Raw genomic sequence first — 23,530 nt, forward strand, 5'->3', positions numbered from 1 at the left:
GTCTCACTTCACCGCTTCTTTCGTCGTCGGGAGCGTCGTTGTTCCCACTCAAATTGCGTCTGCAACTCCGTCATTGCATCGATGTCATCGCCCGCAATGCCGTCGTCGTCGCAACGGTCAAACGCGCGCCGCGCCAAGGTGCCGATATTTTTCTCTGGATGACAACGCGCCCATATCTCGATTTCTCGCCAGTGTCTCATTCGCTCAGTCCTGTTTTGTTCAACTTGCGAACCAGTCTGAGCGTTGCGGCCGAAAACAGAGATGCACGCTGTAAAACAAGGCGTTTCGTGGACTTCTGCTCCTCCTTCCCCCTCTTCTTTGCCAAAATATCCCGCGGGGGTCCGGGGGCGCGAAGCCCCCGGCGCCTGCCAAAAGAAGGCCCGCTGACATGCTGACCCTCACCTGCCCCCATTGCGGCATCCGTGCCGAGGAAACCGAGCTCTCCCCCGGCGGCGAGGCGCATCTCAAGCGCTATGGCCCGGGCGACAGTGACGAGCAGTTCGAGGCCTACATGTTCGCGCGCAAGAACCCCAAGGGCGTGCATTTCGAGCGTTGGCGCCATGCCTATGGCTGCGGCAAGTGGTTCCTCGCCGCCCGCTGCACCGCCACGCTGGAGGTGTTCGGCACCTATCCGGCGCAGACCTCGGCCCCGCCGGAGCATATCATCGCAGCAATCCGGGCCCGCCGGCCCGGCTGGGAGGCAGGACAATGAGCGCGCGTCTTTCCCGTGGCGGCCGTCTGATCGACCGCCGCGCCCCGGTCACCTTCCGCTTCGACGGCAAGCCGATGACCGGCTTTGCCGGCGACACGCTGGCGGCCTCGCTGCTGGCCAATGACCAGATGCTGGTCGGGCGCAGCTTCAAGTATCACCGCCCGCGCGGCATCGTCGCCTCAGGCGCCGAAGAGCCGAATGCGCTGGTGGGCCTCGGGCAGGGCCCGCGCTTCGAGCCGAACCAGAGGGTGACCACGACCGAGACCTTCGAGGGGCTGACCGCGATCAGCCAGAACCACTGGCCGAGCCTCGAATATGACATCGGCGCGGTGAACGGCTACCTCGCGCGCTTCCTGCCGGCGGGCTTCTATTACAAGATGTTCCTCTGGCCGCGGCCGTTCTGGAAGCATGTCTATGAACCGTTCATCCGCCAGTCCGCCGGCCTCGGCAAGGTGCCGCAGGACGCCGATGCCGACCGCTATGAACAGGCCTATGCCTTCGCCGATCTGGTGGTGGCGGGCGGCGGCATCGCCGGCCTTACCGCGGCGCTGACCGCAGCGCGCGCCGGCAAACGCGTGATCCTGCTGGAGCAGACCGCGCATTGGGGCGGGCGGGCGCCGGTGGATGGCGATGTGATCGACGGGATGGCGGCGGATCTTTGGGTGAAGAACGCCGTGCAAGCCCTTGAAGGAATGGCAAATGTCACGATGCGCCTGCGCACGATGGTGTCCGGCCTCTACGACCACGGCTATGCGCTGGCCTATGAACGTGTCGCCGATCACACCCCCGGCGACGGGCGGCCTCGGCACCGGCTCTGGCGGATCCGCGCGGGCAAGGTCATCACCGCGACGGGGGCGATCGAGCGGCCCTTGTCCTTTGCCGGCAACGATATTCCGGGCGTGATGCTGGCTGCGGCGGTGCGCGACTTCGTGGTGAACTGGGCCGTCAGCCCCGGCGACCGCACCGTGGTGGTCACCAACAACGACGATGCCTATCGCACCGCGCTCGTATTGGCCGATGCCGGGTTGGTTGTGGCCGCCGTCATCGACGCGCGGCCGAGTGCCACCGGCGATCTGCCCGCTCAGGTCCGCGCCCGCGGCATCCGCGTGCTGGAAGGCCGCGGCATCGCCAAGGTCAAGGGCGCCAAGCGCGTCACCGGCGTCGCGATCTGCGCGCAGGAGGGCGAGGGCGCCGTGCTGGAAGAGATCGCCTGCGACGTGGTGGCGATGTCGGGCGGCTGGTCGCCGGTGGTCCACCTCTGGAGTCATTGCGGCGGCAAGCTGGTCTGGGACGCCGAGGCCTCGATGTTCCGCCCCGACGCCGCCCGCCCGCCGACCGGCGATGCCGGCCAGCCGATTGCCGCAACCGCGGGTGCCGCCTCTGGCGCGCTGCAGACGGCGGCGGTGTTGGCCGACGCCCATGCCGCCGCGGGCGGTGAGGGGCTGGCGCCGCAGGCGACAGGTCCGGCTGAGGCAGCGATGCTGCCGGTCTGGATCATGCCGCAAGGTGCTGGAAACGCTCTGAAATCCAAGATGTGGCTGGATTATCAGAACGATGTGAAGGTCTCCGACGTGCAGCTCGCCGCGCGCGAGGGGTATGAGAGTGTGGAGCATACCAAGCGCTACACCACGCTCGGCATGGCGACGGATCAGGGAAAGCTCAGCAATATCAACGGACTCGCGGTGCTTTCTAATGCATTACATCAAGAGATCCCCGCAACCGGCACCACCACCTTCCGCCCGCCCTATACCCCGATCAGCCTCGGCTCCATCGGCGGCGAGGCGCGCGGCGAGATCTTCCAGCCGCTGCGCCAGACGCCGATGCATGGCTGGCACGAGGCGCAGGGCGCCTATTGGGAGCCGGTGGGCCAATGGCGCCGCCCCTATTGCTACAAGCGCGGCGGCGAGACGGCGCATGAGGCGGTGAACCGGGAAGTCATCAACACCCGCAGCAATATCGGGCTGCTCGATGCCTCGACCCTCGGCAAGATCCTGGTGAAGGGCGCCGATGCGGGGCGGTTCCTCGACATGCTTTATACCGGCGTGATGTCCACGCTGCCGGTGGGCAAGTGCCGCTATGGCCTCATGTGCAACGACAACGGCTTCCTGATCGACGATGGCGTCGTGGTGCGGCTGTCCGAGGACAGCTGGCTCTGCCACACGACGACGGGGGGCGCGGACCGCATCCATGCGCATATGGAAGACTGGCTGCAATGCGAGTGGTGGGACTGGAAGGTCCACACCGCCAACCTGACCGAGCAATATGCCCAAGTGGCCATCGTCGGCCCCAAGGCACGGATGCTGCTGGAAAAACTCGGCGGCATGGATGTCAGCCGCGAGGCGCTGCCGTTCATGACCTATGCGGAGGGCACGCTTGGCGGCTTCCGCGCACGGGTGTTCCGCATCAGCTTTTCGGGCGAGCTGAGCTATGAGGTCGCGGTGCCGGCGTCGGAGGGCCTTGCCTTCTGGGAGGCTTGCGTGGCGGAGGGTGCCGAGTTCGGGGCGATGCCCTACGGCACCGAGGCGCTGCATGTGCTGCGCGCCGAAAAGGGCTTCATCATGATCGGGGACGAGACCGACGGCACGGTGATCCCGCAGGATCTGGGCCTTGGCTGGGCGATCTCGAAGAAGAAGCCCGACTACCTCGGCAAGCGCGCGCAGGAGCGCAGCCATATGGCCGACCCGAACCGCTGGAAGCTGGTGGGGCTGGAGACACTGGACGGATCGGTGCTGCCCGATGGCGCGCTGGCGGTGGCCGAGGGCGTGAATGCCAATGGCCAGCGGCGCACGCAGGGGCGCGTCACGTCGACCTATCACTCGCCGGTGCTGAAGAAGGGCATCGCGATGGGGCTGGTGCTGAACGGGCCAGGCCGGATGGGCGAGGTGCTGGATTTCCCGGTGGACGACGGCAAGGTCGTGCAGGCGCGGATCGTGGATCAGGTCTTCTACGACAAGGACGGGGAGAAGCAGAATGTCTGAGCAAATCAGCGCACTTGTGGGGCGAAGCTACAGTGGTTTCTCAACTGTGGCAGAGGCCGGTCTGGTCGGCATGGTGACCCTGCGCGGGGATCTCGGCTCGGCCGAACTGGTGGCGGCGGTTCTGGCGGCGACGGGCTGCGCGATGCCGGGGCAGCGGCGGCGGGTGGTGGCGGGCGACTGGTCCGTCTGCTGGATGTCGCCGGATGAATTGCTGCTGGTCGGCCCCTATGCCTCGGCACCGGGGCTGGTGGATCAGCTGACGGCGGCGCTGGAAGGACAGCACGCGCTGGCGGTGGACGTGTCGGACGCGCGGGCGAGTTTCAGTGTGACGGGCCCGAAGGCCGCCGAAGTGCTGATGAAGCTCTGCCCGGTGGATTTCGCCGCGCTTGCGGAGGATGAGGTGCGCCGCACCCGGCTGGGCCAGATCGCCGCCGCGCTGTGGAAATCGGGGCGAGATTCCGGGCGGGAGGAGTACAGCCTTGTCTGCTTCCGGTCTGTCGCCAGCTATGCCTTTGGCGTGCTGGAAAACGCCGCGCGGCCGGGGTCGGAGCTGTTCGCGGGATAGGCCGCAAGGGGCGCCCCGAGCAGGAACGTGCCGAGATTCCGGCGCTCTGCCCTTGACCTCGCGGCGGGGGGTGCCTCTATAGACCTTAACGCTTCCCCCGCTCGAAAGGACCAACCAGATGGCTTTCACCCTTCCCGATCTTCCCTATGCCCATGATGCGCTGGCATCGCTTGGCATGTCCAAAGAGACGCTGGAATACCACCACGACATTCACCACAAGGCCTATGTCGACAACGGCAACAAGCTGATCGCCGGCACCGAATGGGAGGGCAAGACGGTCGAAGAGATCGTCAAGGGCACCTACCAGGCCGGTGCCGTTGCGCAGAACGGCATCTTCAACAATGCCAGCCAGCATTGGAACCACGCCCAGTTCTGGGAGATGATGGGCCCGGGCGAGGGCGGAATGCCCGGCGATCTGGAAGCCGCGCTGACCGAGGCCTTCGGCTCGGTCGCCAAGTTCAAGGAAGACTTCGCCGCCGCCGGCGCCGGCCAGTTTGGGTCCGGTTGGGCCTGGCTGGTCAAGGATGCCGATGGCAGCCTGAAGATCACCAAGACCGAGAATGGCGTGAACCCGCTGTGCTTCGGCCAGACCGCGCTGCTTGGCTGCGATGTGTGGGAGCATTCCTATTACATCGACTTCCGCAACAAGCGCCCGGCTTACCTGACCAACTTCCTCGACAAGCTGGTGAACTGGGAAAACGTCGCCTCGCGCATGTAATCTGTTCGAAGCACCCTTCCGAAAGGCCCGCCCGCTATGGCGGGCCTTTTTGCATTCAGCCTGCGGATTCTTGCCGCATCGGGGCCGCAAGCCGGGCAGCGGCGCAAAAGATACCTATGTCGAAGGGGAGCCGCCCCCGTGGCGGTGCCCTGCAAGATGGAGGATGCGATGCTGTTTTTGACGACCGGAACCTGGGTGGTGGTGGCGGACGGTGCCAAGGCGCTGCTGCTGGAGAATACCGGCACGGCCGAGGCGCCGCAGCTGCGTGTGGTGAAGAAGACCGCCATCGACAACCCGCCGACCCGCGAGCAGGGCACCGATCAGCCGGGACGGATGGACGGGCCGGGCGGCGCGCCGCGTTCGGCGATGGAGCAGACCGACTTTCACCGGCTGGCGGAGGAAGGCTTTGCCCGTGACCTCGCCGGGGATCTCGAGGCACGGCTGGAGGCCGGTGAGATGAAGCGGCTGGTGCTGGCCGCGCCGCCGCAGATGCTGGGCAGCCTGCGCGCGGCGATGGGCCCTGCGCTGGCGGGCGCGGTGATTGCCGAACTGCCAAAAACGCTGACCGGGCATCCCACGGCCGAGATCGCCAAGATCGTCGCGGGCGATCTGGCCGGGATGTAAGCTCAGATGAGGTCGGTCGTCAGCCGGGTCTCGAGGTGTTCGAGGCTGGCGACCGGCACCATGTACTCGGCCAGAGAGCGTTCGGCGAAACCCTCGGTAATGACGGTTTCGGCCATCGCCAGCAGGGGGTTCCAGTAGCCTTCGGTATTCAGCAGGTAGATCGGTTTGCTGTGCAGGCCGATCTGCCGCCAAGTCACCACCTCGAACAGTTCATCGAGCGTGCCCGCGCCCCCCGGCAGCACCACGATGGCGTCAGAGTTCATGTACATGACCTTCTTGCGCTCATGCATCGTCTCGGTGATGACGAAGGTGCTGATATCGCGCTTGCCGACTTCCTTGCCCAGAAGGTGCACCGGGATCACCCCGAAGGTCTCTCCCCCTGCCGCCTGCGCCGCCCGCGCCACCTCGCCCATCAGCCCGACATCGCCCGCGCCATAGACCAGCCGCCAGCCGCGTTCGGCCAGCATCCGGCCCATGCCGCGCGCCGCCGCGACATAGGCGGGGCGGGCGCCGGGGCGCGAGCCGCAGAAGACGCAGACGGAACGTGTGTAATTCGGCATCGGGCGGAATCCTTGCGGTTGGGCAGAATGCAGTTGCTTTGACCCCTGATACCGGCGTTGCTATGCTGGCTCAAGCGCGCCGGGGGGCCGCTGCAACGGGGATGCGGGAATGTCGGAGAAGACGCAAGGCGCGGCGGCCGGGGATACGGCCGGCGCAGAGGCGGGCATTGGGGCGGCTGGCGGCATGGCGGGGGGCGCTGTGCGGGTGGTTGGCGGCGTGGCGGCTGGGCTGGCGCTTGGGGCTGTGGTCTGGTGGGGGCTGGTGAAACCGCCGATGGAGCAGGCCGGGACCGAGGCGCAGCCGCTGGCGGCGGTGCCTGTCGCAGAAGCGCCCGTTGCCGAGCCGGTTCCGGCAGCCGAGACCGCGGCCACTGAGGCTGTGCCAGAGGCTGCAGTTGCGCCAGAGGCTGTGGCTGCCGCCGAACCCGAAGCCACACCGGAACCGCCGGCCGATCCTTCGATGCCGAGCTTTGACACCGTACGCGCCGATGCGCAGGGCGGCGTGCAGGTTGCCGGCCATGCCGCGCCTGGGGCGACGGTGGCGTTGATGGCGGACGGGGCCGAGGTGGCGACTGCCGCGGCCAATGCGCGCGGGGATTTCGCCTTCCTGACCGACCTGCCGCTGACCGGCGCGCCGCGCGAGTTGAAGCTGCAGGTCACCGATGCCGCGGGCACGGTGACGACCTCGCAGCAAAGCGTGGTGCTGGCGCCGCGGGCGCAGGTAGAGCCGGAGACGCAGGTGGCTGCGGTGCAGCCGGGCGCAGAGGCTGAGGCTGAGGCTGGGGCTCCCGAGAGGAGCGCCGCAGCCGCTCCCGCGGCCGAAGCCGAACCCGCCGATGAACCCGCTGCCGAGGCGCCGACGGTGCTGCTGACCGACGGGTCGGGCCTGTCGGTGCTGTCGCCGCCGCGGATGGGCGGCAATGTGGTGATCGACTCGATCAGCTATGATGCGACGGGCGCGGTCACTCTGGCGGGACGGGCAGGGGGCGCGGGCGAGGTGCGGGTCTATGTGGACAACGCCGCCTTTGCCTCCGCCCCGATTGCCGTGAATGGCGCCTGGCAGGTGCTGCTGCCGGAACTGGCAGGCGGGGTCTACACGCTGCGCGTCGATGAGGTGGATGCGGCCGGCAAGGTCGTCTCCCGCTTCGAGACGCCGTTCCAGCGCGAGTCGGCCGAGGTGCTGGCCGCTGCCATGGAGGCGACGCGGCCGGCCCCGGCTGCCGCGAGTGACGAGACGGCCGCCGAGCCCGTCTCCGCCTCGGTGCCCGAAACCGCAGCTGCCCCCGCCGAACCGGCCGCGCCTGTCACGGGCGCTGCGCCCGAGGCTCCGGCCGTTCTGGCGGCGGTGGAGGGAGAACCCGCCGCCGAGGCCCCCGCGACCGCCGCCACCGATGCGCTGCCAAGCCCGCAGCTGATCCAGGTGACGGTGCAACCGGGCTTCACCCTCTGGGCCATCGCGACCCAGAATTACGGGGACGGCTTTGCCTATGTCCGGGTCTATGAGGCGAACCGGGCGCAGATCCGCGATCCGGACCTGATCTACCCGGGGCAGGTGTTCACGGTTCCCGAGAAGGACTGACCGCAGGAATGATCAGCGCAGGGGTGCTGCTGGTGCCAGTGCAGGCCCCCGCCGGCCCCCGCGAGCGACAGCATTCCCGCACCTCGGGGTGATCGAGGCAGCAATCGTTCAGCAGATACCCGAAGGTCCGGCCGATCCCGGCGAAATCGGCGGCATAGAACACGTTGCGCGATTCCTTGCGGGCGGTGATCAGCCCCGCCTGCTCCAGCGCCGCAAGATGGAAGGACAGGCGCGACGCGGAAATGCCAAGCTGGCGCGCTATCTCTCCCGCGCTGAGGCCCTCTTTCCCGGCGGGCACCAGCAGGCGCACCAGATCCAGCCGCGTTTCGCTGGCCAGCGCCGACAGGGCGGAGAGAACTTGGCGACGCTCCATGTTTCAACTACTCGTGAATCGTTGAAGTAACCTCACAGATACGGTAACCGGGCCCCCAAATCAACGACGTGCGGACCGTGATCCGCGAAGGCCGCCGCGGCGCAGCCGGGCGGCAGGAGAGACAAGATGGCAGACAAACCCGCCCGCAAGCAGGCCAGCGGCATCCGGACCATGCGCCGGGTGGCACCTTACCTGTGGCCCGAGGGGCAGACCTGGGTGAAGCGGCGTGTGGTGCTGGCGCTGGTGGCGCTGGTGCTTGGCAAGGTGATCTCGATCCTGATCCCGTTCCTCTACAAGGGTGCTGTGGACTCTCTGGCGGGCGAGGAGGGCGGCGATGCGGCGCTGCTGGCCATCGGCGCCATCGGGGTGACGGTGGCCTACGGGGTCGCGCGGCTGTTGTCCGTTGGCTTTGGCGAGCTGCGCGATGCGATCTTCGTGCGCGTCGGCCAGCGGGCGCTGCGGCAACTGGCGCTGGAGACCTTCACCCATATCCACGCGCTCAGCCTGCGCTATCACATTACCCGCAAGACCGGGGGCCTGAGCCGGATCATCGAGCGCGGGGTGAAGGGCGTCGATTTCCTGCTGCGCTTCATGCTGTTCTCGGTCGGGCCGCTGATCCTGGAACTGGCGATGGTGGCGATCATCTTCGCGCTGGTGTTCAACGTCTGGTACATGGCGGTCGTGGTGGTGACGATCTGGGCCTATGTGACCTTCACCTTCAAGGTCACCGAATGGCGCGTGAAGATCCGCAAGCAGATGAACGACCAGGATACCGACGCCAACCAGAAGGCCATCGACAGCCTGCTGAACTATGAAACCGTCAAGTATTTCGGCGCCGAGACCCGCGAGGCGCAGCGCTATGACGCGGCGATGCAGGGCTATGAGGGCGCGGCGGTGAAGACCGGGCAGAGCCTTGCGGTGCTGAACTTCGGCCAGTCGCTGATCATCACCACCGGCCTTGTCATCGTGATGGTGATGGCGGCGATGGGGGTGCAGAGCGGGGCGCTGACGGTCGGCGATTTCGTGATGGTCAACGCCTACATGATGCAGATCACCATGCCGCTGGGGTTCCTTGGGACGGTGTACCGCGAGATCCGGCAGGCGCTGGTCGATATGGGCGAGATGTTCGACCTTCTGGGCCAGCCGGCCGAGGTGACGGACAAGCCCGGCGCGCCGCCCCTGAAGGTGGCGGGCGCCGCGCTGGAGCTGGACGGGGTGATGTTCGGCTATGATGCCAGCCGCCCGATCCTGAAGGGCGTCAGCCTGACGGTGCCGGCGGGCCGGACGGTGGCGATCGTCGGTCCCTCGGGCTCGGGCAAGTCCACCATCGGGCGGCTGCTGTTCCGCTTCTATGACGTGACGGGCGGCGCGATCCGCATCGACGGGCAGGACCTGCGCGATGTGACGCTGCAATCGGTGCATGATGCCATTGGCGTGGTGCCGCAGGACACGGTGCTGTTCAACGATACCGTCTATTACAACATCGCCTATGGCCGCCCCTCGGCCAGCCGGGCCGAGGTGGAGGCGGCGGCGCGGGGGGCGAAGATCCACGACTTCATCGCCTCGCTGCCCGAGGGCTATGAGACGACGGTGGGCGAGCGCGGGCTGAAACTGTCGGGCGGCGAGAAGCAGCGGGTGGGGATTGCGCGCACCTTGCTGAAGAACCCGCCGATCCTGCTGCTGGACGAGGCGACGAGCGCGCTGGACACGCAGACGGAGCGTGACATTCAGGACAGCCTGCGGGCGATGGGCGAGGGGCGGACGGTCATCACCATCGCGCACCGGCTGTCGACGATTGCCGATGCCGATGAGATCGTGGTGCTGGAGGCGGGGCAGATCGTCGAGCAGGGCAAGCACGAGGCGCTGCTGGAGGCGGGCGGTCGCTATGCCGCGATGTGGGCGCGGCAGTCGGCGGAGGTGGAGGAAGAGGATGAAGACGAGGCGGCGTGAGGGCGCGCCCCTGACGGGATAAAATACGGGCGGGACAAGGCGAGGCACTGCCTCGCCCCCGCCCGTGCGGACCATTCCCCCAGAGCCATTGGCAGCAAGAGACCGTGTGAGGACAGCGCCCGACCTGGCGGGCGAGAAGCGCCCGCCAGGTCGGGGCGGGCGCTGGCCGGGCCCTTTGGGGGCCCGGCCGTTGCAAGATGAAAGGGCGGGTTGTGGCGAAGGCGATGGCCTTCGCCAGCGACATGGGCGACGACCACAAGTTTCAGAGCCTGCGCCCACCCTCCCACCCGGGCTTGGCAACCTCGCCCCTTGCCGTGTAAGAGATGGCCCAACAGCGCCATGAGGAGGCACCGCCCGTGAGCAATACCGACAGCTTCATCGACGAGGTGACCGACGAGGTCCGCCGCGACCGGCTTTATGCCGCGATGCGCCGCTATGGCTGGATCGGGATCTTGCTGGTGGTGGGAATCGTCGTGGGCGCTGCGGTGAACGAATGGCAGAAGTCCCGGGCCGAGACCGAGGCGCGCGCCTTTGGCGATGCCCTGATGGCGGCGATGTCGGCGGAAACCCCGGCCGCGCGGGCCGAGGCGCTGGCGGCTGTGCCAGCGGAAGGGCCCGAGCGCGCGGCGCTGCAGGGGTTCCTTGCAGCGGCCTCCTCGCTGGAGGCGGGCGATATGCCGGCGGCTCTGGCCGCATGGGATACCATTGCCGCAACCAATGCGCTGCCGGTCAGCTATCGCCACCTGGCCCTGATCAAGCGCGTCATTGCGGCGGGGGCCGAGATGCCGGCCTCGGAGCGCGGCGCGGCGCTGGACATGCTGGCGACGCCCGGTGCGCCCTACCGGATGCTGGCGCTGGAACAGCAGGCGCTGGATCTGGTCGCGGCGGGCGAGGGCGACGCGGCAGTCGAGCGGCTGCAGGCGCTGCTGCTCGAACCGGGCGTGACCTCGGGCTTGCGCAGGCGCGCGACACAGTTGATGGTGGCCCTGGGTGCGGAGCCCGAGGCGGCCTGACAACGACATTCCGGGGGTGCAACAGCGCCCTGGGTGCAGAAACGGGCTCCGTGAAGAAACGGGCGAACGTGAAAAGGACGGGGCAGTGACGCTTTCCATCGCAGGTCTTTCCCGCGGCATGGCCGCACTTCTGGTGCTGGCAACCCTTGCCGGCTGCGACAAGGAGGTGCGGCTGGCAGGTGTTCGGCTCGATCCGCAGGACGCGCTGTCGGGCGAGGTCTCGCAACCTGTGCGCGCCCCGGCGACGGCGCTTGGCTTGCCGGCGCCGGTGATGAACGCAGAATGGAGCCAGCGCGGCGGGGCGGCCACGCACCGGCTTGGCCATGTCGCGCTGTCCGCGGCGCCTGTCCGCATCTGGTCCGCCAATGTCGGGCGCGGCGATAGCAAACGCCTGCGGGTGACCGCCGATCCGGTGGTGGCGGCGGGGCGGATCTTCACGCTCGATGCCGATGCGCAGGTCAGCGCCACCAGCCCCTCGGGTGCGGTGCTGTGGTCCACCAGTGTGGTGCCGCCCGGCGGGCGCGGCGGCGAGACGGTCGGCGGCGGTCTCGCCTATGGCGACGGCAAGCTGTTCGTGACCACCGGCTATGGCGAGCTGGTCGCGCTCGACCCCGCCAGCGGCGGCGTGATCTGGCGGCAGGATTTCGACTCTGCGGTGGGCGGTGCCCCGGCGGTTGCGGGTGGCATGGTTTACGCCGCGACCCGCAACTCGGTCGGCTGGGCAGTGCGCGCCGCCGATGGCCGCGTGCAGTGGAAGACCCAAGGCGTTGCCTCTCCCAGCAGCGTCGCCGGCGTTTCGGCCCCCGCGGTCGAGGGCGATACGGTGGTGTTCCCCTTCCCCAGCGGCGAGCTGGTGGCGGTGAACCGGGCGGACGGCTCACGCAAATGGGCGGTGCCGGTTCCGGGCCGCCGGCTTGGTATGGGCTATGCCGATGTGATGGGCCTGACCGGCGAGCCGGTGATGGCGGGCGGCACCGTCTATGCCGGCACCTCGGCAGGCCGGCTGGCGGCGGTGGACGTGGCCGCGGGCCGCGCGCGCTGGACGGCGGATGAAGGCGCGGCAAGCCCGGTGGTGCCGGTGGGCGGGTCGATCTTCCTCGTCACCGACGAGTCGCGGCTGATGCGGATTGATGCTGCCACGGGCGTGGAAATCTGGGCGGTGGAGCTGCCCTATTACGTGCCCACCCGCAAGGACAAGCGCCGCCGGACGATCCATGTGCATTACGGCCCGGTTCTGGCCGGCGGGCGGCTGCGCCTTGCCTCGACCGACGGGGTGCTGCGCAGCTATGATCCCTCGACGGGCGCGCTGGTCGCGCAGACCGAGATTCCGGGCGGCGCGGCGGCTGGCCCGGCGGTTGCGGGCGGGATTTTGTATGTCATGGGCAAATCCGGCCAGCTTCACGCTTTCCGCTGACGCGAAAGCGGTGTAAGCGGTCCTCTTCTGTTTTACCGGAGGGGCCATGAGCTTCACCCTAGCCATTGTCGGACGGCCCAATGTGGGCAAGTCGACGCTGTTCAACCGACTTGTCGGCAAGAAGCTGGCGCTGGTCGATGACCAGCCCGGCGTGACCCGTGACCTGCGCGAAGGCGCGGCGCGGCTGGTGGACCTGCGCTTTACCGTGATCGACACGGCAGGGCTGGAAGAGGCCACCGATGAAAGCCTGCAGGGCCGGATGCGCAAGCTGACCGAGCGCGCGGTGGAACATGCCGACATCTGCCTGTTCGTCATCGACGCGCGGGTGGGCGTGACCCCGACCGACGAGATCTTCGCCGATATCCTGCGCAAGAAGAACGCCCATGTGATTCTGGCCGCCAACAAGGCCGAGGGCAAGGCCGGCGATGCCGGCGCGCTGGAGGCCTGGAGCCTTGGGCTCGGTGAGCCGATCCGGCTGTCGGCCGAGCATGGCGAGGGGATGGATGACCTCTACCTGACCCTGCGCCCGCTGGCCGATGCCTTTGACGAGCAGGCCCGGATCGACGCGCCCGAAACCGATGTCGATGTGGTCGAGGGCGGGGACGAATACGACTACCGGCCGACCAAGGCCAAGCCGCTGCAGATCGCGGTGATCGGCCGCCCGAATGCCGGGAAATCGACGCTGATCAACAAGATCCTCGGCGAAGACCGGCTGCTGACGGGCCCCGAAGCCGGCATCACCCGCGATGCCATCTCGGTCGGGACCGAGTATATGGGCACGCCGGTGCGGATCTTCGACACTGCCGGGATGCGCAAGAAAGCCAAGATCTCGGACAAGCTGGAGAAGATGTCGGTGGCGGATGGCCTGCGCGCCGTGCGCTTTGCCGAGGTGGTGGTGGTGCTGCTGGATGTGGAGATCCCGTTCGAGCAGCAGGACCTGCGCATCGCCGACTATGCCGAGACCGAGGGCCGCGCCGTGGTGATCGCCGCGAACAAGTGGGACCTGGAAGAAGACAAGCCGCACAAGCTCAACCAGCTGCGCGACGGGTTCGAACGGCTGCTGCCGCAGCTGCGCGGCGCGCCGCTGGTCACCGTCTCGGCCAAGACCGGCAAGGGGCTGGACCGGCTGCATGATGCGATCATCAAGGCCCATGACGTGTGGAACCGCCGCGTGACCACCGCCAAGCTGAACCAGTGGCTCGGCGCGATGGTCGAGGCGCATCCGCCACCCGCGCCGGGCGGCCGCCGGATCAAGCTGCGCTACATGACGCAGGTGAAGACCCGGCCGCCGAACTTCGTGGTGATGTGCTCGCGCCCCGACGACCTGCCGGAAAGCTATTCGCGCTATCTGGTCAACGGCCTGCGCGAGAATTTCGACATGCCGGGCACCCCGATCCGCATGACCTTCCGCGGGCAAAGCGACAAGAACCCGTTCAAGGACCGCAAATGGTCCACGCCCTCGCGGCTGAACAAGCATATCGGCAAGGTGCGCAAGGACGATTGAGGGGCGACTGAGAGAACGGGGGAGGCCGGGCATGATCATCGTCGCGTCATCTGATGACAACTATGTTGCGGGGGCGATGGTTCTATTTGCCTCGGTCGCCCGCCACAACCCCGAGGCGCGCTTCGTCCTGCTGGACATGGGCATCTCGGCCGCGAACCTCGGTCGTCTAGAGGCGCTGGCCGCGCACCTTGGCCGCCCGCTGCAGGTGATCGATGCCGCCTAGTGCCGAAGATCATCCATTTCAACGGCGCCAACCCCTGGCAGCGGATGGTGCCGATGGCCGCGCTGTGGTGGCACCATGCGGACGCGATTGCAGACCTGCTGCCGCCGGGATTCGGGACCCGGCGCAAGGCGCGGGTGCGGGCGCTTCGGCGGAACTGGCGCGACTGTGCGGGTCTGCTGGTTCTCAGTCCAAGCGCCATTCGCCGGGCGCGGATGGCGTGGGCGATCCAGCGACGCATTGTCAGACCCTATCTCGCCAGTCTCGGCGGTAGAGACGTGAAGGCGGGCTGACCCGATGCGGACTGCAATCCGATGATCGGCGAGCCTGGCCTGCTCAGCTCCCCGCCACTGCTGCCTGCGCCTGACTGCGGCTGATCGCGGCCCAGACGGCGGCGCCGATGACACCGGCGCCGATCAGTGCCGCGATGGCCACGACGGGCGCGCTGGTGAGGTTCGCGACCAGCACCCCGATCAGGGCCCAGAGCACGGCGGCCCCATATTCCGCGGCCTGGCTGCGCATCTGCACAACCATCGCCAGCACCAGGATCAGCGCCAGCATCGCCAGCGCCGCGGCGACGGGGGGCAAGATACCATAGCCGGTCAGCACGACGCCGGTTCCCACCCCCGCGGCGGCGGTCAACCAGCCGGCATAGGCGGCAATCGGCGCGCGCAGCAGCCAGCGGTCGGGCGCGGGCGGCGTGCGCAGCAGCGCCATCACCGCAGTGGCGGTCATCACCCAGATCAGTACGACGGCGATCACCGGCATCTGCTCGGCGATCTCCAGCCAGACCGCACCCAGCCCGAGCGAGGCGAAGAGCGGCCAGCGCGGCGCGTCCCAGGCCGGGTGGTCGGCGCGCTTCAACAGGCCAAAACTGGCATGGGCCAGCAGCCAGAGATAGAGCAGCCCCCAGATCGCGAAGGCATAGCCCGCGGGCTGCACCGGCGGGTCTATGGGTGGGTAGGGGAAGGCCGCAGGGTTGAAGCCACCGAAGGACGGCACAAGCAAGGGCGCGGTCACAAAGGCGACGGCGGCACTGAACAGCAAAATGGCTTTCATACGCAACATGCCCCCTAACGCCGGGCGCATCGAAAAGGTTCAATCGCCCCTGCGTTTCATCGCGTAAGTATCGCGCCTTGCAACTAACACATGCAAGGACGCGGGCGCTTTCGCGCCCACGTGGTACAATCGGTCGCAGGGTCAGGCCAGCGTGCCATCCGCGGTGATCCGGGTCTTGCCGCCGAGCCAGGGGTGCAGCGCGGTGGGCAGATCGACCGAGCCATCCGCCTGCTGGCCGTTCTCCAGCACCGCGATCAGGCAGCGGCCCACGGCGAGGCCCGATCCGTTCAGCGTGTGCACGAAGTCGGGCTTGCCGCCATCCGTGGGCTTCAGCCGCGCATTCATCCGCCGCGCCTGGAAGGCCCCGCAATTCGACACCGAGGAAATCTCGCGGTAGGTGTCCTGCCCGGGCAGCCACACCTCAAGGTCATGGGTCTTGATCGCGCCAAAGCCGATATCGCCGGTGCACAGCACAACGGTCCGGTAGGGCAGGCCGAGCTTCTCCAGGATCGCCTCGGCGCAGCGGGTCATGCGGTCATGCTCGGCGGCGGAGTCCTCGGGGCGCGTCACCGACACCATCTCCACCTTCTCGAACTGGTGCTGGCGCAGCATCCCCGCCGTGTCGCGGCCCGCCGACCCGGCTTCCGACCGGAAGCACTGGGTATGCGCGACATAGCGGCGGGGCAGGGAGGCCTCGGCCACCGTCTCGCCATGCACGATATTGGTCAGCGTCACCTCGGCGGTCGGGACCAGCCACCAGCCATTGGTGGTTTCATAGCTGTCCTCGCCGAATTTCGGCAGCTGGCCGGTGCCCAGCATCATCTCGGGCTTAACCAGAACCGGGGTCCAGGTCTCGGTCAGGCCGTGATCGGTGATATGGGTATCGAGCATGAACTGCGCCAGTGCCCGCTGCAGCCGCGCTACCGCGCCCGAGAGCACGACGAAGCGGCTGCCCGAGAGCTTGGCCGCGGTCTCGAAATCCATCCCCGATTGCACGGCGGGCAGCTGGTAATGCTCCAGCGGTTTGAAGTCGAAGCTGCGCGGCGTGCCCCAGCGGCGGAGCTCGACATTGCCGGACTCGTCCGCGCCGTCCGGCACATCGGCGCCGGGCAGGTTGGGCAGGCTCATCAGCAGATCGCGCAGGGCGGCATCGTCGGCCTTGGCGGCCTCGTTCAGCTGTGCCATCTCGGCCTTGGTCGCGGCCACCAGCGCGCGCAGGCGCTCGAACTCGGCATCATCGCCGCGGGCCTTGGCGGCGCCCACATCCTTGGAGGCGGCGTTCTGCGCCGCCTGCGCCGTCTCGGCCGCCAGGATCTTGGCGCGCCGCGCCTCGTCCAGCGCCAGCACCTGCGACGACAGCCCGGACAGGCCCCGCCGCGACAGGGCGGCGTCGAAGGCTGCGGGGTTTTCGCGGATCGCGCGGATGTCGTGCATGAGGATCACCTTGGGTTTATCGGCACCGGGCCGTTGCAGCAGCGTTATTGCAACGGCAGGCGGCGCCCCCCATATGCCTCATCGCCACGGGCTTTTGAACCCGGAAATGCGACGCGAATGCGGGTGGCCGCGCTTGTCAATGCAGGCCCCCACAGCTAGGGTGCCGCCGACTTTCCGGGCCGATTGGCCCCAATGATAGCCGGGCGGTGCCAAGCCGTCCCCGACACCAGAGGAAGACATATGTTCGTGACTCCCGCCTTTGCCCAGGCCGCCGGTGGCACCGGTGGCGCTGCCAGCGCCATCACCCAGTTCATCCCGCTGATCCTGATCTTCGCGATCATGTATTTCCTGCTGATCCGCCCGCAGCAAAAGAAGCTGAAGGATCACCGCGCGATGGTCGAGGCTGTGCGCCGGGGCGATACCGTGATCACCCAGGGTGGGATCATCGGCAAGATCTCCAAGGTCAAGGAAGATGGCGAGCTGGAAGTGGAGATCGCCGAGGGCGTGAAGGTTCGCATCGTGCGCGCCACCATCGCGCAGGTCGTGTCGAAGACCGAGCCGGCCACCGCCGCCGCGAACACCAACTGAGCTGCTGAATGCTGCACATCCCCCTCTGGAAGCGGGTCATCATCCTGGGGCTCGTCGGCCTCGGGCTGCTGACCGCGATGCCCAACCTGTTCTACGCCCGCGTGGAGGCCCATAACGACGCCGTGGCGCAGATCGAGGCCACGGGGGTGGAAACCCCCGAACTGGTCGCGGCCCGCGATGCCTGGCCGTCCTGGCTGCCCTCGGGGCTGGTCAATCTGGGGCTGGACCTGCGGGGGGGGGCGCATCTGCTGGCCGAAGTGCAGGTCGCCGATGTCTACAAGGATCGCATGGACGGGCTTTGGCCCGAACTGCGTGACGCGCTGCGGAGTGAACGGGCAACAGTCGGCACCGTGCGCCGCGCCGCCTCGCCCGATGGCGAGCTGCGGGTGCAGATCTCGCAGCCCGAGGGGATGGCCCGCGCCGTCGAAGTGGCGCGCACGCTGGCGAGCCCGGTCGTCAGCCTGACCGGCGTTGGCCAGACCGATCTTGAGGTGAGCGGGTCGGGCGATACCCTGACCGTGGCGCTGACCGAGGCGGAACGCACCGCCACAGACGACCGCACCATGCAGCAAAGCGTGGAGATCGTCCGCCGCCGCGTCGATGAGGTCGGCACCCGAGAGCCGACGATCCAGCGCCAGGGCGAGGATCGGGTGCTGATCCAGGTGCCGGGCATCGGATCGGCTGCGGAGCTGAAGGCGCTGATCGGCACCACCGCGCGGCTGACCTTCCAGCCGGTGATCAGCCGCACCTCTGATGCCAGCGCCTCGCCGGGGCTTGGCAATGTGCTGCTGCCCGCGGCCGATGAACCGGGGGTGTTCTATGTGCTCGAACAGTCCCCCGTCGTTTCGGGCGAGGAACTGGTCGATGCGCGGCCCGATTTCGATCAGAATGGCCGCCCCGCCGTCAGCTTCCGCTTCAACCCGACCGGGGCGCGCAAGTTCGGCGATTACACGGCCGAGAATATCGGCCAGCTCTTTGCCATCGTGCTGGATGACGAGGTGATCTCTGCCCCGCAGATCCAGAGCCATATTCCTGGCGGATCGGGCATCATCACCGGCAGTTTCTCTGTCGAGGAATCCACCAACCTTGCGGTGCTGCTGCGCGCCGGCGCGCTGCCGGCCGAGATGACCTTCCTCGAGGAACGCACCGTCGGCCCCGAACTGGGGCAGGACAGCATCGACGCCGGCCGCATCGCCAGCATGGTCGGGCTGGCGGCGGTGGTGGTGATGATCGTGGCCAGCTACGGTCTGTTCGGCGTCTTTGCCAGTATCGCGCTGATCTTCAACATCGGGATGATCTTTGGCCTTCTGTCGGTGATCGGCGGCACGCTGACGCTGCCCGGCATCGCCGGGATCGTGCTGACCATCGGCATGGCGGTCGATGCCAACGTGCTGGTGTTCGAGCGGATCCGCGAAGAGCTGAAGACGGCCAAGGGCCCGGCCCGCGCCATCGAGCTTGGCTATGAAAAGGCGATGTCGGCGATCATCGACGCCAATATCACCACCTTCATCGTCGCCTCGATCCTGTTCTTCGTGGGTGCCGGCCCGGTGCGCGGCTTTGCCGTGACGCTGGCCATCGGCATCGTCACCTCGGTCTTCACCGCGCTGTTCGTCACGCGGGTGCTGGTCGCGGTCTGGTTCCACTGGCGCCGGCCGAAAACCATCATCGTGTAAGGGACAAGAACCATGGCCTTCCGTCTGAAACTCGTCCCCGACGTCACGCATTTCGACTTCTTCAAGCATCAGCGCGTCACCTTCGGCGCCTCGGTCGTGGCGGTGATCGCCGCGATCCTGCTGTGGGCCATCATGGGCCTGAACTTCGGCATCGACTTTCAGGGCGGCACCACCATCCGCTCCGAGGGCCAGCAGGAAGTCGACATCGGCGCCTATCGCACTGCGATCGCGCCGGTCACGCAGGGCGATGTGCTGATCACCGAAGTGTTCGACCCCACCTTCGGCGCTGATCGCAACGTGGCTATGATCCGCCTGCAGGCGCAGGACGGGCAGGAAAGCGTGACGCCCGAAACCATCGCGGCGGTGGAGGCGGCGCTGCAGACGGTGGACCCGACGATCACCTTCCCGTCCGTCGAATCGGTCGGCCCCAAGGTCTCGGGAGAGCTGATCTGGACTGCGATCATGGCGGTTGTGGCGGCGACGGGGGCGATCCTTGTCTACATCTGGCTGCGCTTCGAATGGCAGTTCGCGGTCGGCGCCGTGGCCGCGCTGGTGCATGACGTGGTGGTGACCATCGGCATCTTCGCGCTGCTGCAGATCCGCTTCGATCTGTCGATCATCGCGGCGCTGCTGACCATCCTTGGCTATTCGATCAACGACACCGTGGTGGTCTTCGACCGGCTGCGCGAGAATCTGGTGAAGTTCAAGACCATGCCCCTGCGCGAGGTGATGAACCTCTCGGTGAACGAGACGCTCAGCCGCACGGTCATGACCTCTGGCACCACGCTGATCGCGCTGATCGCGCTGCTGGTTCTGGGCGGCGACGTGATCCGGGGCTTTGTCTTCGCCATTACCTTCGGCATCGTCATCGGCACCTATTCCTCGGTCTTCGTGGCCAAGAACATCGTGTTGTGGCTGGGGGTGAAACGCGACTGGTCCAAGCCCACGGATGGCGGCGGCACCCAGTTCGCCACCTCGGAGAAGTGACATGCGCCTGAACGAGACCAGCTTTGGCGGCGCGGCGGCGGTCGGGGGCTATGGCCCCGGTTTCTTCCGCGCCGGCGGGGCGGTCTGGCAGGGCCCGATCCTGATCCGGCCCGAGGGCGTGGTCGCCTGGGGCGGCCTTGACGACACCGCGCCGCTGCTGGCACTGGCGGGGCAGGTGGATGTGCTGTTCCTGGGCATGGGCTCCGAGGTTGCCCATGCTCCCCGCGCACTGCGCGAGGCGATGGAGGCGGCGGGTGTGGGGCTGGAGCCGATGTCCTCCCCGGCCGCAGCGCGCACCTACAACGTGCTGCTGTCGGAAGGCCGCCGCATCGCCGCGGCGATGCTGCCGGTCACCACGACCGGGGCCTGATGCCGCACTTCCCGCCTGCCACCCGATCCGCTATGGCAGGGCGATGAACGCAGCAGACCTGACCGTGACCGACCTCGCCGTTTCCCGCGGCGGCATCCCCGTTCTGGAGGGCGTGAGCTTCACCCTGTCCCCCGGGCGGGCGCTGGTGCTGCGCGGGCCCAACGGCGTCGGCAAGACCACCTTGCTGCGCACGCTGGCGGGGCTGCAACCGCCGATGGCCGGCGACATCTCCATGCCAGCCGATGCCATCGCCTATTCCGGCCATGCCGACGGGCTGAAGGCGACGCTGAGCGTGACCGAGAACCTTGGCTTCTGGGCGGCGATCTACGGCACTGGCGGGTTCGACCCGGTGCTGGAGGCGATGAACCTCGAGGCTCTCTGCGACCGGCTGGCGGGCTCCCTCTCCGCAGGGCAGAAGCGGCGGCTGGGATTGGCGCGGCTGTTGGTCTCGGGCCGGCCGATCTGGATGCTGGATGAACCGACCGTGTCGCTCGATGCCGCCTCGGTCGCGCTGTTCGCGGGGGCCGTGCGGACGCATCTGGCGGGGGGGGGCGCGGCGCTGATGGCCACCCATATCGACCTTGGCATCGCCGAGGCAGAGGTGCTGGACCTCGCGCCCTTCAAGGCCCGGCCCTCGACGGTAGGCGGAGGTGGTCGGGGCCGCGAATTTGACGAGGCCTTCGCATGATCGCCCTTCTGCTGCGCGACCTGCGCCTTGCGATCCGCGCGGGGGGCGGCTTCGGCCTCGGCCTCGCCTTCTTCCTGATCGTCACCGTGCTGGTGCCCTTCGGCGTCGGCCCCGAGGGGGATACGCTCGCGCGCATCGCCCCCGGCATCCTCTGGGTCGGCGCGCTGCTGGCCTGCCTGCTGTCGCTGGACCGCATCTTCGCGCTGGATTTCGAGGATGGCTCGCTCGACCTCCTCGCCACCGCCCCGATCCCACTGGAGGCGGTCGTCACCATGAAGGCCGCCGCGCATTGGCTGACGACCGGCCTGCCGCTGGTGGTCGCAGCCCCGGTCTTCGGGGTGCTGCTGAACCTGCAGGGCGAGGGGTTCTTCTGGCTGACCGTCAGCCTCGCACTTGGCACCCCGGCGCTGTCGGTGATCGGCACCTTCGGCGCCGCGCTGACCGTCGGGCTGAAACGCGGCGGGCTGCTGCTGTCGCTGCTGGTGCTGCCGCTTTACGTGCCCACCCTGATCTTCGGCGCCGAAACCGTCCGCCGCGGCACCGAAGGCATGGAGACCGGCGCACCCTTGATGCTGCTGGCCGGGATCACCGCCGCCTCGGTCGCGCTGCTGCCCTTCGCTTCGGCCGCTGCCATCCGCGTCAACTTGCGCTAACCCCACACGTGATATTCAGTTGAGCCCGCCAGCCAGAGAAAGTAGCTAATCCCCATGTCGATCTGGGAATACGCCAATCCGAAGAAGTTCATGCAGACCTCGGCCTGGGCCTTGCCCTGGGTGACGGGGCTTGCCGTTATTGCGCTTGTGGGCGGGCTGATCTGGGGGTTCTTCTTCACGCCCGATGATTACAAGCAGGGCTCGACCGTCAAGATCATCTATATCCACGTGCCCTCGGCGATGATGGCGATCAACGCCTGGGTGATGATGCTGGTCGCCTCGCTGATCTGGATCATCCGCCGCCACCATGTCTCGGCTCTGGCTGCCAAGGCGGCGGCGCCCATCGGCATGACGATGACGCTGATTGCGCTCTTCACCGGGGCGATTTGGGGGCAGCCGATGTGGGGCACCTGGTGGGCCTGGGATCCGCGGCTGACCTCGTTCCTGATCCTGTTCCTGTTCTACCTTGGCTATATCGCGCTGTGGGAGGCGATCGACGATCCCGACACCGCCGCTGACCTGACATCGGTGCTGTGCCTCGTCGGTTCGGTCTTCGCGCTGCTCAGCCGCTATGCCGTGAACTTCTGGAACCAGGGCCTGCATCAGGACGCCTCGCTATCGATGGATGCCGAGGAAAACGTGGCCGATGTGTTCTGGTATCCGCTGCTGATCTGCATCGCGGGCTTCGTGCTGCTGTTCGTGACGCTGGTGCTGATCCGGACGCGGACCGAGATCCGGTCCCGCAGGCTGAAGGCGCTGGAAGCGCGGGAGAGGATGGCATGATGCCCGATCTGGGGAAATATGCCGGCACGGTGCTGTCGGCTTACGGCGTGACGCTGGCGCTGCTGGCGGCGCTGGTCGCGCTGTCGCTGTGGCGCGGCGCAAGGGTGAAACGCGCGCTGGAGGCGCAGGAGCGCCGGATGGGCCGCAATGGCTAAAATTTCTCCGCTGCTGATGCTGCCGCCGCTGCTGTTCGCGGGCCTCGCGGGCATGTTCATCTGGGGCATGAACCGCGAGGACCCTTCGCAGCTGCCCACCGCGCTGGCCGGCCAGCCCGCGCCCCCCGTGGTGCTGGAGCCGCTGATGGGCCCGCTGCCGACCGATGCCACGCTGCGCGATGGCGAGGTCAAGCTGGTGAACTACTGGGCCAGCTGGTGCGCGCCCTGCCGGGTGGAGCATCCAAACCTCGCTGCCTTGGCGGCGGAGGGGGTGGCGATCTACGGCATCAACTACAAGGATGAACCGGCCAAGGCGCTGGCCTTCCTTGAGGAGCTTGGCAACCCCTATGCCGCCATCGGGGCCGATGCCACCGGCCGCATGGCGCTGGACTGGGGCGTCTATGGCGTGCCGGAAACCTATGTGATCGACGGCGAGGGCACGATCATCCTGCGCTTTGCCGGCCCGATCACCGAGCGGGTGATCGAGGCGCAGATCCGCCCGGCGTTGGAGAAGGCGCGCGGCATGAACTGACGCAGCGCAAACCGAAGCGCAGAAACCGAAATGGCCCGGGGTTTCCCCCGGGCCTTTCGCATGTCGGGCCGGCGCCGCATCTCCGCTGAAGGAGCTGAGCGATCTGATATGATCGCCTAGCAGCGCCTACTTGGCGAAGGCCATCGCCTTCGCCACGCACCGCCATCTCATCCCATCCGGACGGGCCTCAAAGGCCCGGCCAGCGCCCGCCCCGCCCTCGGCGGGCGCTTCTCGCCCGCCAGGTCGGGCGCTGGCCTCATCCGGTCTAGCGCTGCCAGCGGCTCTGGGTGCATGTGTCCCGCTGCGGGCGGGGCGAGGCAGTGCCTCGCCTTTTCCCGCCCGACCCGAGGGCACCGGCCCCCCCCAAACGACGAAAGCGGCCCACAAAGGGGCCGCTT

At 67.7% G+C, this 23,530-nt stretch carries 27 protein-coding genes; 22 read left to right on the plus strand and 5 right to left on the minus strand.

What is annotated here, in order from left to right; translation table 11 throughout:
• Positions 1–8: 8 nt before the first annotated feature.
• Positions 9–200, minus strand: coding sequence for a hypothetical protein (locus tag Q8S30_RS05420; protein WP_305665014.1), 192 nt, complete (start codon positions 198–200; stop codon positions 9–11).
• 188 nt (positions 201–388) lie between these two features.
• Here Q8S30_RS05420 and Q8S30_RS05425 point away from each other — a divergent pair, with 188 nt between their 5' ends.
• From Q8S30_RS05425 to Q8S30_RS05445, 5 genes are all read left to right on the plus strand, one after another.
• The gene (locus Q8S30_RS05425; protein ID WP_305665015.1) at positions 389–712 is read left to right on the plus strand and encodes a sarcosine oxidase subunit delta; all 324 of its coding nucleotides are present in this window, start codon (positions 389–391) and stop codon (positions 710–712) included.
• Positions 709–3,690, plus strand: a complete 2,982-nt coding sequence (locus Q8S30_RS05430) for a sarcosine oxidase subunit alpha family protein (protein WP_305665016.1) — start codon at positions 709–711, stop codon at positions 3,688–3,690. Before Q8S30_RS05425 ends, Q8S30_RS05430 begins: the two co-directional genes overlap by 4 nt.
• Positions 3,683–4,255 (plus strand): sarcosine oxidase subunit gamma, encoded by a 573-nt coding sequence (locus tag Q8S30_RS05435; protein WP_305665017.1) that lies wholly within the window; start codon positions 3,683–3,685, stop codon positions 4,253–4,255. Before Q8S30_RS05430 ends, Q8S30_RS05435 begins: the two co-directional genes overlap by 8 nt.
• 118 nt (positions 4,256–4,373) lie before the next feature.
• Positions 4,374–4,973 carry a superoxide dismutase gene (locus Q8S30_RS05440; protein WP_305665018.1) on the plus strand — a complete coding sequence of 200 codons (600 nt, stop codon included), beginning with the start codon at positions 4,374–4,376 and terminating at the stop codon, positions 4,971–4,973.
• 168 nt (positions 4,974–5,141) lie between these two features.
• The gene (locus Q8S30_RS05445) at positions 5,142–5,597 is read left to right on the plus strand and encodes a host attachment family protein (protein ID WP_305665019.1); all 456 of its coding nucleotides are present in this window, start codon (positions 5,142–5,144) and stop codon (positions 5,595–5,597) included.
• A 2-nt stretch (positions 5,598–5,599) separates the two neighbouring features.
• Here Q8S30_RS05445 and Q8S30_RS05450 read toward each other — a convergent pair whose 3' ends face one another.
• Positions 5,600–6,157, minus strand: a complete 558-nt coding sequence (locus Q8S30_RS05450; protein WP_305665020.1) for a TIGR00730 family Rossman fold protein — start codon at positions 6,155–6,157, stop codon at positions 5,600–5,602.
• 109 nt (positions 6,158–6,266) lie between these two features.
• Between Q8S30_RS05450 and Q8S30_RS05455 the strand changes: the two genes are divergently transcribed.
• The gene (locus tag Q8S30_RS05455) at positions 6,267–7,736 is read left to right on the plus strand and encodes a LysM peptidoglycan-binding domain-containing protein (RefSeq protein WP_305665021.1); all 1,470 of its coding nucleotides are present in this window, start codon (positions 6,267–6,269) and stop codon (positions 7,734–7,736) included.
• Here the strand turns inward: Q8S30_RS05455 and Q8S30_RS05460 are convergent.
• Positions 7,714–8,109 (minus strand): helix-turn-helix transcriptional regulator, encoded by a 396-nt coding sequence (locus Q8S30_RS05460; RefSeq protein WP_305665022.1) that lies wholly within the window; start codon positions 8,107–8,109, stop codon positions 7,714–7,716. The genes Q8S30_RS05455 and Q8S30_RS05460 overlap by 23 nt on opposite strands.
• Before the next feature lie 126 nt (positions 8,110–8,235).
• Here Q8S30_RS05460 and Q8S30_RS05465 point away from each other — a divergent pair, with 126 nt between their 5' ends.
• The 7 genes from Q8S30_RS05465 to Q8S30_RS05495 all read left to right on the plus strand — a co-directional run bounded on the left by Q8S30_RS05465 (position 8,236) and on the right by Q8S30_RS05495 (position 14,503).
• Complete coding sequence (locus tag Q8S30_RS05465; protein WP_305665023.1) at positions 8,236–10,059, plus strand: ABC transporter ATP-binding protein/permease; 1,824 nt, start codon at positions 8,236–8,238, stop codon at positions 10,057–10,059.
• A gap of 197 nt (positions 10,060–10,256) precedes the next feature.
• Positions 10,257–10,379, plus strand: coding sequence for a hypothetical protein (locus Q8S30_RS05470; protein WP_305665024.1), 123 nt, complete (start codon positions 10,257–10,259; stop codon positions 10,377–10,379).
• A 36-nt stretch (positions 10,380–10,415) separates the two neighbouring features.
• A complete protein-coding gene (locus Q8S30_RS05475; protein WP_305665025.1) occupies positions 10,416–11,072 on the plus strand; it encodes a hypothetical protein in 657 nt (218 codons plus the stop codon).
• An 85-nt stretch (positions 11,073–11,157) separates the two neighbouring features.
• Positions 11,158–12,486, plus strand: coding sequence for a PQQ-like beta-propeller repeat protein (locus Q8S30_RS05480; RefSeq protein ID WP_305665026.1), 1,329 nt, complete (start codon positions 11,158–11,160; stop codon positions 12,484–12,486).
• A gap of 46 nt (positions 12,487–12,532) precedes the next feature.
• Positions 12,533–13,990, plus strand: a complete 1,458-nt coding sequence (der, locus tag Q8S30_RS05485; RefSeq protein WP_305665027.1) for a ribosome biogenesis GTPase Der — start codon at positions 12,533–12,535, stop codon at positions 13,988–13,990.
• A 31-nt stretch (positions 13,991–14,021) separates the two neighbouring features.
• On the plus strand, positions 14,022–14,213 hold the full coding sequence (locus tag Q8S30_RS05490) for a hypothetical protein (protein ID WP_305665028.1): 192 nt from the start codon (positions 14,022–14,024) through the stop codon (positions 14,211–14,213).
• Positions 14,213–14,503: a hypothetical protein gene (locus Q8S30_RS05495; protein ID WP_305665029.1), complete on the plus strand. Its 291-nt coding sequence runs from the start codon at positions 14,213–14,215 to the stop codon at positions 14,501–14,503. The genes Q8S30_RS05490 and Q8S30_RS05495 overlap by 1 nt, the downstream gene beginning before the upstream one ends.
• A gap of 43 nt (positions 14,504–14,546) precedes the next feature.
• Here the strand turns inward: Q8S30_RS05495 and Q8S30_RS05500 are convergent, their stop codons facing one another.
• Positions 14,547–15,269 (minus strand): hypothetical protein, encoded by a 723-nt coding sequence (locus Q8S30_RS05500; protein WP_371135447.1) that lies wholly within the window; start codon positions 15,267–15,269, stop codon positions 14,547–14,549.
• 141 nt (positions 15,270–15,410) lie between these two features.
• Positions 15,411–16,703, minus strand: coding sequence for a serine--tRNA ligase (gene serS, locus Q8S30_RS05505; RefSeq protein WP_305665031.1), 1,293 nt, complete (start codon positions 16,701–16,703; stop codon positions 15,411–15,413).
• A gap of 240 nt (positions 16,704–16,943) precedes the next feature.
• Between serS and yajC the strand changes: the two genes are divergently transcribed.
• The 9 genes from yajC to Q8S30_RS05550 are packed head-to-tail and all read left to right on the plus strand — an operon-like array spanning position 16,944 to position 23,132.
• Positions 16,944–17,291 (plus strand): preprotein translocase subunit YajC, encoded by a 348-nt coding sequence (gene yajC / locus Q8S30_RS05510; RefSeq protein WP_305665032.1) that lies wholly within the window; start codon positions 16,944–16,946, stop codon positions 17,289–17,291.
• Positions 17,292–17,299: 8 nt separating this feature from the next.
• Entirely contained in the window at positions 17,300–18,964 is a 1,665-nt protein-coding gene (gene secD, locus Q8S30_RS05515) for a protein translocase subunit SecD (protein WP_305665033.1), read from the plus strand.
• 12 nt (positions 18,965–18,976) lie between these two features.
• Positions 18,977–19,951, plus strand: coding sequence for a protein translocase subunit SecF (secF, locus tag Q8S30_RS05520; protein WP_305665034.1), 975 nt, complete (start codon positions 18,977–18,979; stop codon positions 19,949–19,951).
• Between the two features lies 1 nt (position 19,952).
• Positions 19,953–20,321 carry an Mth938-like domain-containing protein gene (locus Q8S30_RS05525; RefSeq protein ID WP_305665035.1) on the plus strand — a complete coding sequence of 123 codons (369 nt, stop codon included), beginning with the start codon at positions 19,953–19,955 and terminating at the stop codon, positions 20,319–20,321.
• Positions 20,322–20,364: 43 nt separating this feature from the next.
• Positions 20,365–21,009: a heme ABC exporter ATP-binding protein CcmA gene (ccmA, locus tag Q8S30_RS05530; protein ID WP_305665036.1), complete on the plus strand. Its 645-nt coding sequence runs from the start codon at positions 20,365–20,367 to the stop codon at positions 21,007–21,009.
• Entirely contained in the window at positions 21,006–21,662 is a 657-nt protein-coding gene (gene ccmB / locus Q8S30_RS05535) for a heme exporter protein CcmB (protein ID WP_305665037.1), read from the plus strand. Before ccmA ends, ccmB begins: the two co-directional genes overlap by 4 nt.
• 54 nt (positions 21,663–21,716) lie before the next feature.
• Positions 21,717–22,445: a heme ABC transporter permease gene (locus Q8S30_RS05540; RefSeq protein ID WP_305665038.1), complete on the plus strand. Its 729-nt coding sequence runs from the start codon at positions 21,717–21,719 to the stop codon at positions 22,443–22,445.
• The gene (gene ccmD / locus Q8S30_RS05545; RefSeq protein WP_305665039.1) at positions 22,442–22,600 is read left to right on the plus strand and encodes a heme exporter protein CcmD; all 159 of its coding nucleotides are present in this window, start codon (positions 22,442–22,444) and stop codon (positions 22,598–22,600) included. The genes Q8S30_RS05540 and ccmD overlap by 4 nt, the downstream gene beginning before the upstream one ends.
• Positions 22,593–23,132 (plus strand): DsbE family thiol:disulfide interchange protein, encoded by a 540-nt coding sequence (locus tag Q8S30_RS05550; RefSeq protein ID WP_305665040.1) that lies wholly within the window; start codon positions 22,593–22,595, stop codon positions 23,130–23,132. Before ccmD ends, Q8S30_RS05550 begins: the two co-directional genes overlap by 8 nt.
• Positions 23,133–23,530: the final 398 nt, after the last annotated feature.

This window comes from Frigidibacter sp. (assembly GCF_030695035.1).
Classification (GTDB): domain Bacteria; phylum Pseudomonadota; class Alphaproteobacteria; order Rhodobacterales; family Rhodobacteraceae; genus Frigidibacter.

What these genes read in the sequence shown, in the direction of transcription:
- Q8S30_RS05420 (WP_305665014.1), bottom strand. Translation starts at nt 200, where the DNA reads ATGAGACACTGGCGAGAAATCGAGATATGGGCGCGTTGTCATCCAGAG.
- Q8S30_RS05425 (WP_305665015.1), top strand. Translation starts at nt 389, where the DNA reads ATGCTGACCCTCACCTGCCCCCATTGCGGCATCCGTGCCGAGGAAACC.
- Q8S30_RS05430 (WP_305665016.1), top strand. Translation starts at nt 709, where the DNA reads ATGAGCGCGCGTCTTTCCCGTGGCGGCCGTCTGATCGACCGCCGCGCC.
- Q8S30_RS05435 (WP_305665017.1), top strand. Translation starts at nt 3,683, where the DNA reads ATGTCTGAGCAAATCAGCGCACTTGTGGGGCGAAGCTACAGTGGTTTC.
- Q8S30_RS05440 (WP_305665018.1), top strand. Translation starts at nt 4,374, where the DNA reads ATGGCTTTCACCCTTCCCGATCTTCCCTATGCCCATGATGCGCTGGCA.
- Q8S30_RS05445 (WP_305665019.1), top strand. Translation starts at nt 5,142, where the DNA reads ATGCTGTTTTTGACGACCGGAACCTGGGTGGTGGTGGCGGACGGTGCC.
- Q8S30_RS05450 (WP_305665020.1), bottom strand. Translation starts at nt 6,157, where the DNA reads ATGCCGAATTACACACGTTCCGTCTGCGTCTTCTGCGGCTCGCGCCCC.
- Q8S30_RS05455 (WP_305665021.1), top strand. Translation starts at nt 6,267, where the DNA reads ATGTCGGAGAAGACGCAAGGCGCGGCGGCCGGGGATACGGCCGGCGCA.
- Q8S30_RS05460 (WP_305665022.1), bottom strand. Translation starts at nt 8,109, where the DNA reads ATGGAGCGTCGCCAAGTTCTCTCCGCCCTGTCGGCGCTGGCCAGCGAA.
- Q8S30_RS05465 (WP_305665023.1), top strand. Translation starts at nt 8,236, where the DNA reads ATGGCAGACAAACCCGCCCGCAAGCAGGCCAGCGGCATCCGGACCATG.
- Q8S30_RS05470 (WP_305665024.1), top strand. Translation starts at nt 10,257, where the DNA reads ATGAAAGGGCGGGTTGTGGCGAAGGCGATGGCCTTCGCCAGCGACATG.
- der (WP_305665027.1), top strand. Translation starts at nt 12,533, where the DNA reads ATGAGCTTCACCCTAGCCATTGTCGGACGGCCCAATGTGGGCAAGTCG.
- Q8S30_RS05490 (WP_305665028.1), top strand. Translation starts at nt 14,022, where the DNA reads ATGATCATCGTCGCGTCATCTGATGACAACTATGTTGCGGGGGCGATG.
- Q8S30_RS05500 (WP_371135447.1), bottom strand. Translation starts at nt 15,269, where the DNA reads ATGAAAGCCATTTTGCTGTTCAGTGCCGCCGTCGCCTTTGTGACCGCG.
- serS (WP_305665031.1), bottom strand. Translation starts at nt 16,703, where the DNA reads ATGCACGACATCCGCGCGATCCGCGAAAACCCCGCAGCCTTCGACGCC.
- yajC (WP_305665032.1), top strand. Translation starts at nt 16,944, where the DNA reads ATGTTCGTGACTCCCGCCTTTGCCCAGGCCGCCGGTGGCACCGGTGGC.
- secD (WP_305665033.1), top strand. Translation starts at nt 17,300, where the DNA reads ATGCTGCACATCCCCCTCTGGAAGCGGGTCATCATCCTGGGGCTCGTC.
- secF (WP_305665034.1), top strand. Translation starts at nt 18,977, where the DNA reads ATGGCCTTCCGTCTGAAACTCGTCCCCGACGTCACGCATTTCGACTTC.
- Q8S30_RS05525 (WP_305665035.1), top strand. Translation starts at nt 19,953, where the DNA reads ATGCGCCTGAACGAGACCAGCTTTGGCGGCGCGGCGGCGGTCGGGGGC.
- ccmA (WP_305665036.1), top strand. Translation starts at nt 20,365, where the DNA reads ATGAACGCAGCAGACCTGACCGTGACCGACCTCGCCGTTTCCCGCGGC.
- ccmB (WP_305665037.1), top strand. Translation starts at nt 21,006, where the DNA reads ATGATCGCCCTTCTGCTGCGCGACCTGCGCCTTGCGATCCGCGCGGGG.
- Q8S30_RS05540 (WP_305665038.1), top strand. Translation starts at nt 21,717, where the DNA reads ATGTCGATCTGGGAATACGCCAATCCGAAGAAGTTCATGCAGACCTCG.
- ccmD (WP_305665039.1), top strand. Translation starts at nt 22,442, where the DNA reads ATGATGCCCGATCTGGGGAAATATGCCGGCACGGTGCTGTCGGCTTAC.
- Q8S30_RS05550 (WP_305665040.1), top strand. Translation starts at nt 22,593, where the DNA reads ATGGCTAAAATTTCTCCGCTGCTGATGCTGCCGCCGCTGCTGTTCGCG.